The 13,096-nt window shown below is 35.8% G+C and carries 10 protein-coding genes; 5 read left to right on the plus strand and 5 right to left on the minus strand.

Annotation, left to right across the window (positions count from 1 at the left end):
* Complete coding sequence (gene parE / locus M9C82_00435) at nt 1-1,896, plus strand: DNA topoisomerase IV subunit B (protein URQ73636.1); 1,896 nt, start codon at nt 1-3, stop codon at nt 1,894-1,896.
* Entirely contained in the window at nt 1,889-4,120 is a 2,232-nt protein-coding gene (gene parC / locus M9C82_00440; protein ID URQ73637.1) for a DNA topoisomerase IV subunit A, read from the plus strand. The genes parE and parC overlap by 8 nt, the downstream gene beginning before the upstream one ends.
* A gap of 1 nt (nt 4,121) precedes the next feature.
* Here parC and M9C82_00445 read toward each other — a convergent pair whose 3' ends face one another.
* Together M9C82_00445 and M9C82_00450 are read right to left on the minus strand one after the other, a co-directional pair.
* Complete coding sequence (locus tag M9C82_00445; protein ID URQ73638.1) at nt 4,122-5,168, minus strand: M48 family metallopeptidase; 1,047 nt, start codon at nt 5,166-5,168, stop codon at nt 4,122-4,124.
* Nucleotides 5,169-5,226: 58 nt separating this feature from the next.
* Nucleotides 5,227-6,426 (minus strand): acetylornithine transaminase, encoded by a 1,200-nt coding sequence (locus M9C82_00450; GenBank protein URQ73639.1) that lies wholly within the window; start codon nt 6,424-6,426, stop codon nt 5,227-5,229.
* A gap of 45 nt (nt 6,427-6,471) precedes the next feature.
* Between M9C82_00450 and M9C82_00455 the strand changes: the two genes are divergently transcribed.
* A complete protein-coding gene (locus tag M9C82_00455) occupies nt 6,472-6,960 on the plus strand; it encodes a DUF2244 domain-containing protein (GenBank protein ID URQ73640.1) in 489 nt (162 codons plus the stop codon).
* Here the strand turns inward: M9C82_00455 and M9C82_00460 are convergent.
* Entirely contained in the window at nt 6,953-8,119 is a 1,167-nt protein-coding gene (locus M9C82_00460) for an acyl-CoA dehydrogenase family protein (GenBank protein URQ73641.1), read from the minus strand. The two genes, M9C82_00455 and M9C82_00460, sit on opposite strands and share 8 nt — an antisense overlap.
* A 43-nt stretch (nt 8,120-8,162) precedes the next feature.
* On the opposite strand from M9C82_00460, the gene M9C82_00465 reads away from it, so the two are divergent.
* Nucleotides 8,163-8,585, plus strand: coding sequence for a PaaI family thioesterase (locus M9C82_00465; GenBank protein ID URQ73642.1), 423 nt, complete (start codon nt 8,163-8,165; stop codon nt 8,583-8,585).
* Here the strand turns inward: M9C82_00465 and M9C82_00470 are convergent.
* Nucleotides 8,571-9,821 carry a 6-phosphofructokinase gene (locus M9C82_00470; protein URQ73643.1) on the minus strand — a complete coding sequence of 417 codons (1,251 nt, stop codon included), beginning with the start codon at nt 9,819-9,821 and terminating at the stop codon, nt 8,571-8,573. The two genes, M9C82_00465 and M9C82_00470, sit on opposite strands and share 15 nt — an antisense overlap.
* Before the next feature lie 52 nt (nt 9,822-9,873).
* Here M9C82_00470 and mpl point away from each other — a divergent pair, with 52 nt between their 5' ends.
* Complete coding sequence (mpl, locus tag M9C82_00475; protein URQ73644.1) at nt 9,874-11,220, plus strand: UDP-N-acetylmuramate:L-alanyl-gamma-D-glutamyl-meso-diaminopimelate ligase; 1,347 nt, start codon at nt 9,874-9,876, stop codon at nt 11,218-11,220.
* On the opposite strand, the gene typA is transcribed toward mpl, so the two are convergent.
* Nucleotides 11,217-13,004 (minus strand): translational GTPase TypA, encoded by a 1,788-nt coding sequence (typA, locus tag M9C82_00480; GenBank protein URQ73645.1) that lies wholly within the window; start codon nt 13,002-13,004, stop codon nt 11,217-11,219. The genes mpl and typA overlap by 4 nt on opposite strands.
* Between the last annotated feature and the right edge of the window lie 92 nt (nt 13,005-13,096).

Below are 13,096 nucleotides of genomic sequence, written 5' to 3' on the forward strand. Positions count from 1 at the left end.
TTGGCCAACTCAAAATATACCGCTGAGTCAATTGAGGTCTTATCGGGTCTTGAGCCCGTTAGAAAAAGACCTGGTATGTATACCGACACCACCAGTCCTAATCACCTTGTCATGGAAGTTGTAGATAACAGCGTTGATGAAGCAATAGCTGGTCATGCAAAAGAGATATCAGTTTGTCTAAATAAAGATAATTCCATTACGGTAGAAGACGATGGAAGAGGTATGCCAGTTGACATGCATCCTGAAGAAAAAGTACCAGGCGTTGAACTAATCTTTTCAAGACTACATGCTGGAGCTAAATTTTCTAATAAAGAATACACTTTTTCGGGAGGCCTCCATGGAGTTGGAGTCTCAGTTGTAAACGCTTTATCTACTCACTTAAAAGCAGAAATAAAAAGAGATGGTTCAAAATTTGCAATTGAATTTGCAGATAGTTTAAAGAAAAAAGACTTAAAAAAAATTGATGCAGTGGGACAACGCAATACTGGTACAAAGATCTTTTTCAAGCCCGATCCTGTTTTTTTTGATACTGAAAAAATTTCTTCTAAACAACTTTCCAATGCTTTGAGAGCGAAAGCAGTTTTATGTTCAGGTCTTACAATAAAATACAAAGATGAAATTTCTAAAACCAAAGAAGAATGGTGTTACGTAGATGGTCTAGGAGACTATTTAATAAATGAATTAGGAGACGGTTTATTTGTTCCAGAAAAACCCATTATTGGCGAACATCAAGACGAAGAATCAGGCTTATCTTGGGCATTAATGTGGGAGAGAGGCGATAAAGAAAAAATTTCAGAAAGCTATGTGAACCTAATTCCAACTTCGCAAGGAGGAACTCATGTCTCTGGAATGAAAAGTGGAATGACAGAAGCTTTAAAAGAATTTTGTGACTATAGAAAATTAATTCCTAGAGGAGTAAAAATCACATCAGACGATGTCTGGAAAAATTGTAACTTTGTATTGTCTGCCAAGCTCAAAGATCCTCAATTTAGTGGCCAAACCAAAGAGAAATTGTCTTCGAAAGAATTTCAAAACATTGCTTCTTCGATTTCAAAAGATAGTTTAGCCATTTGGTTGAATCAACACACTGAAGCCGCAGAGGAAATAGCCTTTATTTCAATTGAAAATGCTCAGGCACGAGTTAAAGCTAATCAAAAAGTCGAAAGAAAAAAGATCACCAAAGGTATTACATTGCCAGGAAAATTGTCTGATTGTGTTTCTGGAGAAATATCTGAAACAGAACTATTTTTAGTGGAGGGAGAGTCGGCGGGAGGCTCAGCTAAACAGGCAAGAAATAGACAGTTTCAAGCTGTTATGTCTCTGAAGGGAAAAATATTAAACACTTGGGAAGTGGACACCGATGCCGTAACTCAATCTCAAGAAGTTAAAGATATAGCCATGGCCTTAGGTTTAGATCCAGGATGTAAAACTTTAGATAATTTGAGATATGGAAAGATCTGCATTCTTGCCGACGCGGATACTGACGGAGCTCACATTGCCACTTTGATATGTGCGTTATTTTTAAAACATTTTAGACCTTTGGTAGAAGCAGGCCATGTCTTCATTGCTCAACCTCCATTATTTAGAATAGATCAAGGCAAAGAAGTTTTCTACGCTTTAGACGAAGATGAAAAAGACAAAATCGTTAAAGATCTGCAATCAAAAAATAAACAAAAAAAAATAGAAATACAAAGATTCAAAGGTTTGGGAGAAATGAATCCAAGTCAGCTTCGAGAGACGACTATGGAAATTGAAGGGAGAAGACTTCTGAAACTTACTTTAGAAAAAGGAAATACTTCTACCTCTTTAATGGATATGTTGTTGTCTAAAAAAAGAGCTGGAGATAGAAAACATTGGCTAGAAACCAAAGGAGACTTAGCTAACTTGAATGAGTAAAGAAGAAAGCCTACCGATTGGAGGTTACGCAGAAAAAGCATATTTGGAATACTCCATGTATGTAATTCTAGACCGAGCTTTACCTTTTGTAGGAGATGGATTAAAACCAGTTCAACGAAGGATTATATATGCCATGTCTGAATTGGGTCTTAAATCTTCGGCTAAATTCAAAAAAAGCGCTAGGACTGTAGGTGATGTTATCGGAAAATTTCATCCTCATGGCGACAGTGCAGCTTACGAAGCAATGGTTTTGATGGCTCAAAATTTTTCTACTAGATACCCATTAATAGAAGGACAAGGTAATTTTGGATCTTTGGATGACCCAAAAAGTTTTGCAGCAATGAGATACACAGAATGCAGACTATCAGCTTATTCACAGAATCTTTTAACTGAAATATCACAAGGTACAGTTGACTGGATGCCTAATTTTGATGGAACTTTGATTGAACCAAAATTTTTGCCTGCGAGATTACCGAATGTACTTTTGAATGGAGCATCTGGCATTGCAGTTGGGATGGCCACGGATATACCGCCTCATAATCTCACCGATGTTGTAAAAGCTACAATTGCACTTTTAGAAAGTCCAAAAATGTCAATTAAAGAATTGATGAGATATATCCCTAGTCCGGATTTTCCCACCCAGGCAAAAATAATTTCAACTCCTGAAGACATTGAGGAAATTTATACGACTGGAAGGGGTTCTATAAAACTAAGAGCTACTTATGATATCGAAAATGGAGAAATCGTCATTAGCTCTTTGCCTTATCAAGTCTCATCTTCAAAAATCCTTGAACAAGTTGCGTCTCAAATTGAATCTAAAAAAATTAGTATGATTGAAGATCTAAGAGACGAAAGTGATGAAAATAATCCAGTGAGATTAATTGTTGTTCCAAGATCTAACAGAATAGATAAAGATGCATTAATGAGTCATCTATTTGCTACTACAGAATTACAAAAAAATGTTCGGGTAAATTTTAATGCCATCGGTTTAAACGGTAAGCCTAGAGTATTTGATTTAAAAGATATGCTCAAAGAATGGATAAAGTTTAGAACCGAGACAGTAAAAAGAAGACTGCAACATCGTTTGGATTGGGTAAACGATCGATTGCACATTCTAGAAGGGTTGCTTAAAGCTTATTTAAATCTAGATGAAGTAATAAAAATTATAAGAACCCATGACGATCCCAAAAAATCTTTAATGAAAAAATTTAAGTTATCCGAATTACAAGCAAACGCAATTTTGGACATACGTTTAAGGCAATTAGCTAAATTAGAAGAGGAGGCCATTCTGGAAGAAAAAAAATTGCTTGCTTCTGAAGCCAAAGATATTGAAAAAATTCTCAATTCATCTAGTAGATTAAAAACACTAATTAAAAAAGAGATGAATGAGGATCTTGAGGAATATGGAGATGAAAGAAACAGCAATATTGTCGAAGTTGAAGAAGCAAAAGCATTTGATGAAAAAGACCTTATCTCTAATGATCCAATGACTGTAGTACTCTCAAAGAGAGGTTGGATTAGAGCTGCTAAAGGACACGATATTGATCCTCAAAGCCTGCAGTATAGAGAGGGAGACGAATATCTTTCCTCTTCAACGGCTAGAAATAGTCAAAACGCAGTAATCATTGATAGTTTTGGAAAGGCTTTTACTTTACCTATTCATAAGTTACCTTCTGCTAGAGGTCAAGGCGATCCGGTGTCGGGCAGTATAAATTCTCAATCGGGCTCAACCTTTGCGGGCGTTGTTGCAGGGACCGATGACGACTATTGTTTGTTGGCGTCGACCAGTGGATATGGTTTTATTGCAAAAATAGCTGAATTACAAACAAAAAATAAGTCAGGCAAAACTGCACTCAACACCAAAGGAGCTATTCCATTAGGACCTGAAAAGGTGATTAAAATAAATGACTCTTACTTGGCTGCAATTACAGAGGAAGGAAAAATGCTATTAATTGAATCTTCGGATTTGCCGATTCTCTCAAAAGGGAAAGGAAATAAAATTATCAACATTGATAAAAAACAATTCGAAGCAAAAGAAAACAAATTAATTTTTCTGAAGTCACTAGCTAAAGGAAGTAGTCTTAAAATTTGCAGTGGAAAACAAAATTACACAATAAAATCCAAAGATTTAGAAAATTTTGTCGGCACCAGGGGTAGAAAGGGAAATTTTCTCCCCAAAGGGTACAGAAGAGTAGATGCAGTAGAAGTAATTGTTGAAGAATAAACTAATCAGCAACTGTGTTCGGAATTAATTGCTGATTAGACTTTTTCTTTTCTTCAATTTCTTTAATAGCAGCATTAATTTCTAAAAATCTTTCAGGAGTAGCAGGATGAGTGGAAGTGTGGCTTTGATTGATACTCCCTGGATGTTCCACTGCCATATCTCGCCAAAAGTTTGCGACATTTTCCGTTGAGTATCCAGCTCTTTCCAAATAATAAATTCCAACATAGTCCGCTTCTGCTTCAAATTCTTGAGAATACATTCTTGCTCCAGTCTGACCAAAAACGCCTTGGGTATTTACTCCATAGTAAGCGGCAGCTAAATCAACAATCGTTCCAAGAAGAGAATTAGTTCTTAATTTAGAGATGTGGCCCATCATGTTATGACCCAGTTCATGTGCTATAACCAATCCAAGGTCTTCATCTCTTTGAGCAAACCTTATCATTCCTGTCGTTATGCCAATTTGGCTTCCGTTAGCGAAAGCGTTAACAGAGTCGTTTTGAACCAACAAAATAGGGTAGTTACAAATCAAATCAGGATCAAAGGATACTGATTTTGATACTCCATCTCTCAAAAACTCTACCTTTAGGGTCTCTGATTTATTTCTAAATTTTTCTAAGCCTTTGTGAAATTTCTCTCTATCTGATGAAACCTCTAAGTTGTTAATTTTTAAGATTTCATCGTTTTTTCTTAGTCCACTTTTAAAAGCAGCTGAACTTGGAATAACGTATGTGACTTTTATTCCTTTTTCATCAATTCCATATACTTCTTTTTCAATTTCAGAATATTTATCTGTAGCAACGTAAGCATTGAACATTACCCCGATGGAGTTCACAGTATTATCGCAAAGGTCACTCGAGTTCTTAAGAATTGGATAGCCTACTCGTTGCAAACGTTCGTATCTTTCCTTAATTTTTTGAAGCGCTAATGTTTGTTGAAGTTTTGTTTCAGCATCTAAAGCATCATTGTCAATGTTTAGTCTCTGAGTAGCAGGACCAGCACACGAAAAGATTAACGTAGATAAAATTAAAATTTTTAAAAATTTAACCATCGTTACTCTTATGATAAGTAAAAATTTTGTCAAGACAAGAATGCAAAGTAGGTTTTTCTTAAATGATATTTTTATATGCTTTTTCGAATCTCTTGAAGCCTTCATTGATTTCTTTGTCAGATATTATTAAAGAAGGAGCGAGGCGAATAGTTTTTTCTCTAGCAGCTTGGACAACAATTAGTCCTTCATTATATGCAGCTTGAATAAAATCAGATGACTTTACTTTTTTAAAATCACAACCAATCCAAAGTCCCGCAGATCTAATATCAGAAAAAATGTCATATTTTTCAGAAAGAAGATTTAATTTTTTAGTAAAAGATATTGTTTTTTTCATCACTCCAGATAAAACTTTCCGTGAAGAAATTATTTCAATTACCTTTTTAGCGACAATGCATGCCAATGGATTTCCTCCGAAGGTACTACCATGAGTTCCAGGTTGAAAGGCCTTTGCAATATGATTTTTTGCTAGAGTTGCACCAATCGGAATTCCTCCACCAAGACCTTTAGCTAAGGTTGATATGTCTGGGACAACTCCGTAACCCATATAAGCCATCAAAGTTCCAGTTCTACCGATACCACTTTGCACTTCATCAAAAATAAGCAAAATGTTATTTTTGTCCGCCAATTTTCTTAATCCCATTAGAAACGGATTTGAGGCTCTAATAATGCCCGACTCTCCCAAAATGGGTTCCACAAAAATAGCTGCAGTGTTCTTGGTGATAACTTTTTCTACTGATTTAAGATCATTAAACTTAGCTCTTTTGAATCCTTTGAGAAGCGGACCAAATCCAGTTTTTTGAGGTTTAGAATCACCCGCACTTATGTTCAACATAGACCGTCCGTGGAAAGCATCTGTAAAGACGACAACTTCATATTTTTCAGGTTTACCCTTGTCATAAAAATATCTTCTTGCAAGTTTTATAGCTGCTTCGTTCGCCTCGTTTCCAGAATTTGAAAAAAATACTTTGTCGGCAAAGGTTTTTTTAGCCAATAGACTACTTAGCTCTAGGGCTGGTTCGTTATACAAATAATTACTTACATGCCAAAGTTTGGTGGACTGATCCTTTAAAACTTTTATAAGCTCTGGATGAGAATGGCCCAGGCAAGTCACAGCAATTCCGCCACCGAAATCTACATAGTCATTCCCTTCTTCATCCCATAAAATTGACTTTTTCCCCTTGACTGGAGTGAACCATGCGGGTGCATAATTTGGAGTAAGGGCAGTTCTATCAATAGAATTAATTTTTTTCTTTGTCATCTAGAAATTTAAATAAAAAATTTTGGTTTAATATAACAATTAATTATGGTTACTGCAGATCGTCTCGAAGCCAATAATACATTTAGATTAACTTTAAAGCCAAATCGTTCGATTTCTTGGAGGGGAAATTTAATTTTTCTATTGTTGATTTCGACTCCCATACTAATTATTGCTTTTGGTTTTTTATACGTTGGAGCACCAATTATTCTGCCTTTTGCTGGCCTCGAAATTTTGATAGTTTTGCTAGCGTCTTATTACGTTTACCAAAAAACAAACAAGCAGGAGATAATTACTATTTCTCCAGAAAAATTAATTATAGAAAAAGGAAAATTTAGACCTGAAACTTCAATAGAATTTATTAGAGAATGGGCTTATGTTTTTGTAGAAAGGGCTAAACATCCTTGGTATCCAGTACACATAGTGATTTCATCCAAGGGACAAAGAGTTCCAGTCGGAGAATTTTTAACAGATGACGATAAAAAAATTTTTATTGAGAAAATGGATGAAATTATCAGAGAAATAAGAGTTATTTAGCTCTTTGATTAAATCGTCTGCCTATCATCGCAGAAGCAATATTTACCTTTTGAACATCGATTGTTCCCCCCGCAATACCCCAACCAAATGCATCACGAACTTTTCTCTCCATTCCATATTCCTTATTGAAACCATACCCGCCCATAAGTTGCATAGCGGTTGTAGTGACTTCTCTGGCAATTTCGTTTGCAAAACATTTTGCACTACTAGATTCTAATATGTCTGGAAGACCATTGGCTGCATTGAAGACTGCTCTGTGAATTAAGAGCCTAGAAGCTTCAACTTTCATTAGCATGTCTGCCAACTTAATTTGAACCGCTTGAAAATCTACAATAGGTTTACCAAACTGTTCACGTTCTTGGACGTATTGTTTCACATAATCTAATGCCGAGGATGCTTGAGCAAGCGCCATAGTTGCGTTACCACACCTTTCCAAATCAAAGGTCTCCATAAGTTTTTTAAAACCATCTTCAGGCTCAACCAATAAGTTTTCTAAGGGAACCTCTACGTTATCGAAATAAATATCAGCGGATGGAATTCCTCGCCAACCCATTAATCGCTCACTATTTCCAAAAGTTAATCCAGGGGTATCTAGGTCAACAAATACAGCACCTATTCCTTTAGCGGCGGGAGCATCTGACATTTTTGCATAAACAACATATCCGTCTGAGTGACCAGCTCCTGAACACCACCTTTTATTGCCATTGATGATAATTTTATCGCCTTTAATTTCCGCTTTAGTTTTAAGATCTGTTAAGCCTGTCCCTGCTCCTGGTTCCGACATGCTCACGGCAACAACTTTTTCTCCACTACATACCTTTGGAATTATTCTTTTCTTTAAAGCTTCGGTGCCAAAGTGCTCTATAACTTTAACTGGACCCGCATTAGCTTCAAACACTGGCCAGCCGACTGCGGACGAAATCTTTCCAAATTCTTCTAAAATAATGATGGCGTCAAGATTGGATAGACCTTGACCTCCATATTCTGTTGGCGCATTAATTCCAAGAAAACCTAATTCTCCAATTTTCATTAATACTTCTTTGGGAACAGGATTACAGGATTCTTCCATCTCATCTGCTAAAGATACTAGTTCTTTATTTGCAAAATCTCGTGCAACTTTTTGTAACTCTTGCTGATCTGAAGTTAGTTTAAAATCCATAATTTAGGAAGTTAATTATACACATTAGGGTAAAATCATCATTATGATTAAGGACAATTTTTCAGTTCCTGAAGGCTTTAAAATTATAGATCAAACAGAGAACCATATTGCTCACATTGGGCAAGGTTTCTATAAAAGAAATGATAATGGAAGCTTAGTAATGGCTTTTTGGATTCGCTCAGAAAATAGTAATTCGGCAGGTGTTGCGCACGGTGGAATGCTTATGAGTGTTGCGGATTATTGTTTGTGTTCTTTGGCAATGGACTCTAAAGAAAATTACGCTGCAACAGTAAGCTTTAGAGGTGAATTTATTGCTCCGGCCAAAACAGGATCTCTTCTAGAAATTCATCCAAAAATAGATAAAGAAACTAAAAGTTTAGTTTTTGGCCAGGGTCAAATTCTCTGTGAAGACAAAGTAGTTTTTAATTTTTCAGGTGCCGTAAAAAAAATTTTAAAAACTTCTTAATTTTTTTTGTACAGGAATATTTTTTAAACGGGCTATGTCAGGTATCCCTTGGTGATATTTAATTGTACTTTCTCCCTGTATCAAAGGCCTGAGATACCTTCTCCCAACATTGGTTATTTTAAAACCGTCTTTTGAAATGTATGCAGCTGGCATTTTCTTTTCAACATTAGCAACGTTTTTCAAAGATACTTCAGATAATGTCCATTTGTAAGGTTTTTCGCTTACTCTTCTGATGGTCGGCATCAATCCGGTTTTTCCTGCCAAAGCTAATTGGACAGCATATTTGCCTACAGCATAAGCTTGGTCAAGATCGGTTTTTGAAGCAATATGTCTCGCCGAGCGTTGCAAATAATCTGCAACTGCCCAATGATTTTTCAGACCAAGTTTAGTAACCATTTCAGCTAAAAAAGGCGCTACTCCCCCTAGTTGTTTATGTCCAAATGCGTCAACAGAACCGGCATCCGCTAAAAATTTTCCTTTTTTGTCTCTTACTCCTTCCGAAGCGACTATGACACAGTACCCATATCTCTTTACAGTATTTTTAACAGCCGCTTTAAATTTATTTTTCTCAAAAGCTACTTCTGGAAGAAGAATGATATGCGGTGGATCTTCTATTTCGTTGCTAGCTAAACAAGACGAGGCAGCAATCCACCCAGCGTGACGCCCCATAACTTCCAAAATAAACACTTTTGTGGAGGTTTCTGACATGCTTTTGACATCCAATCCAGCTTCAAGAGTAGAAGTAGCAACGTACTTCGCTACGGAACCAAAGCCTGGAGAGCAATCAGTAAAGGGTAAGTCATTATCTACTGTTTTTGGAATACCAATGCATTGAAGAGGAAAATTAAGTTTTTTTGCCATTTCAGATATCTTGAAAGTTGTGTCTTGGCTGTCACCACCTCCGTTGTAGAAAAAAAATCCAATGTTATGTGCTTCAAATACTTCAAAAAGCCTTTCATATTCTTTTTTTTGTTTGATTGGGTCTTGCAATTTAAAACGGCATGAACCAAAGGCTCCTCCAGGTGTTTGTTTTAATTTTGCAATGGTTGATTTTGACTCTCTTGAGGTGTCAATAAGTTCCTCATTCAAGGCTCCTAAAATTCCATTTTTACCAGCTAAAACTTTATTAATTTTATAAGATTTATTAGCGGCCTCTATAACACCACAGGCAGATGCATTAATTACCGAGGTGACACCTCCTGATTGGGCATAAAAGGCGTTTTTTTTTGCTGCCATCAATCAAATATAACTGAAAAAAGTATTTCTGTGAAAAGGATATAATTTATTTATGAATATTTATGTTTTGGGAATTTGTGGAACTTTTATGAGTGGTATAGCCCAACTTGCAATTCAAAAAGGCTTCAAAGTATCTGGATGTGACGAAAATATTTATCCCCCCATAAGCAATGTCCTTAAGGAATTAGAAATCAAGGTTGATCAGGGTTTTGAAACGAAAAATTATTCTAAAAATATTGACTTATTTATTGTTGGAAATGTCGTAAGCAGAGGAAATCCTTTAATGGAAAAAATATTAAATAATAAAAATGAATATCTTTCAGGTCCTGAATTTCTCTACCAATACATCCTGAAAGATAGGCATGTCATTTCAGTTTCAGGAACACATGGGAAGACTACTACATCTGCAATGATCTCTAAAATTTTAATGGATGCCAAAGTTGATACTGGATATCTCATTGCTGGGAAAGTCAATGGATTTGATACTTCCGCAAAGCTTGGCAACAATGATTTTTTTGTGGTTGAGTCTGACGAATATGACACTTCCTTTTTCGATAAAAGATCAAAGTTTGTTCACTATCGACCCTCAACCTTATTAATCAACAATTTAGAATTTGATCACGCTGATATTTTTGATAATTTGGATAGCATCAAAAAGCAATTTCATAATTTAATTAGGTCGATGCCTTCTAACGCAAAGGTAATCTTTCCTGAGGATGATGAAAATGTTGAATCTTTAATCAATCAAGGACTTTACTCCAAAAAAGAAACTTTCAATTATCAATTTTCACCAAAGGGTTGGTCTGTCAAACCGAATGAAAGTTGTGATGATAATTTTGAAATTTACTTTGATGGCAAACTCAGAGGCAAAATAAGCTGGCATTTATTTGGTGAGCACAACCTTAGGAACGCCTTAGCAGCTTTTGTCACTGCCTCGTCTTTAGGAATTGATGATGAAATTATCACAAAAGCTTTGTCGTCTTTTAAAGGAGTTTCAAGACGAATGGAATTAAAAGGCCAGAATGATTCTGTGAGTGTTTATGATGATTTTGCCCATCATCCAACGTCGATTAAATACTCATTAGAAGGTTTGAGGAAAAAAGTAGGAGATCAAAAAATAATTTGTCTGCTCGAAATGCGTTCCAATACTATGTCTGCTGGACATCATGACAAAGTCATACCCAAATCTTTAGAATGCGCTGACAAAGTCTTTTTATTTTCAAAAAATGAAAAACAAATCAAAAAAATTGCCTTGAAAAGTGAAAAATTTTCGATTTGTTCTGGAACCGAAGAGCTTCTAAAAATATTACCTAAAGAATTAGTATCCGATACTCATATAATCTGCTTATCAAACGGGTCTTTTGGCCAAATCTATCAAAAGATTCTAGAAAGTTTTTAAAAAGTAAAAGTTTTTTTTCTAAGTCTTATTGCACTAGGAGTAACTTCAACAAGTTCATCTTCCTCTATGAATTCAAGAGCTTGTTCCAAGGAGTGCTGAATATGAGGGGTTAAAATTAAATTCTCATCCGTTCCAGATGCTCTTACATTAGTAAGTTGTTTTGCTTTGGTTGGATTTACAGGAAGGTCGTTGTCTCTAGAGTGAAGGCCAACAATTTGTCCTTTGTAGATATCCAATCCATGACCAACAAATAATTTACCTCGATTTTGTAAATTAAATAAGGAGTAAGATAAAGTTTTACCATTTGTCATTGAAACTAAAACTCCATTTTGTCTATTAGTTACTTCACCTTTTTTTGCAGGACCATAATGATCAAAAACGCTTGTTAAAATTCCTGAGCCACTAGTGAGAGTTAAAAAGTGTGATCTGAATCCAATCATTCCTCTGGAAGGTGCAATAAATTCGAGCTTTATTCTTCCTTTTCCATCCGGCTCCATATTTTTAAGCTCAGCTTTTCTTAAACCCATTTCTTCCATTATTGAGCCTTGATGTTCTTCTTCTAGGTCAATAACAATTTGTTCAAAGGGCTCGTGAATCTCTCCATTAACTTCTTTTTGGATTACTTCAGGTTTTGATACGCCTAATTCAAAACCATCTCTCCTCATGCTTTCTATTAAGACAGATAAATGTAGTTCTCCTCTTCCAGAAACTTTAAATTTATCTGATGAATCTCCTGGTTCAACTCGAAGGGCAACATTACTTAGCAATTCTTGCTCGAGCCGTTCCTTTATATTTCTTGAAGTGACAAATTTTCCTTCTTGTCCTGCAAAGGGCGAATCATTTACTTGAAAGGTCATACTTACTGTTGGCTCGTCTACCGATAAAGGGGGCAGGGCTTCAATTTTTAATGGATCGCATAAGGTATCCGAAATGTACAAATTTTCTATTCCAGTGATACAAACAATATCTCCTGCTTCTGCTTCAGAAACTTCTATTCTTTCCAGTCCATCATGACTCATAACTTGTAAAATCTTTCCCTTTCTATGTTTTTCATGAGCGTCAATAACAACTACTTGATCGTTTGGTTTTAATTTTCCGCAGGTAATTCTCCCAATACCAATTACACCCACATAACTATTGCTATCCAAAGCACTTATCTGCATTTGAAAAGGCTTTTCAGTATCTACTTCAGGAGGGCTTACTTTTTCTAATACCAAATCTAAAAGAGGAGACATATCTTCTCTAATATCTTCAAGTTCGTTGCCTGCCACTCCATTTAACGCAGAAGAATAGATAACAGGAAAATCCATCTGAGTGTCGTTGCCACCAAGCCTATCAAAAAGATCAAATACCTGATCTAAAACCCAATCCGGTCTGGCTCCAGGTCTATCAATTTTATTTATAACTAAAATAGGATTTAAACCTTGCTCAAATGCCTTTTCAGTGACAAATCTCGTTTGAGGCATTGGACCGTCGACAGCATCTACTAGAAGAAGCACAGAATCTACCATAGATAATACTCTTTCGACTTCTCCGCCAAAGTCGGCGTGACCAGGAGTATCAACAATATTTATTTTATGATCCTTCCATTTTATTGCTGTATTTTTAGCAAGGATTGTAATGCCTCTTTCTTTTTCTTGATCATTGGAATCCATGATCCTCTCTGAACCAATATCTTTTCTATTTAGGGTTCCAGATTGTTGCAATAATTTATCAACCAATGTCGTCTTTCCATGATCGACATGGGCAATAATTGCAATATTTCTAATATCTTTTGGATTCATATAAGTTTTTAGTCCAAAGAATGTTCTAAGCACGAATAACTTTGCTAAGAATTAATTAAGATTTATTATTTGTCTTTTGGATTTTTTTCTTC

It is taken from the genome of SAR86 cluster bacterium, from assembly GCA_023703675.1.
Classification (GTDB): Bacteria; Pseudomonadota; Gammaproteobacteria; order Magnimaribacterales; family AG-339-G14; genus AG-339-G14.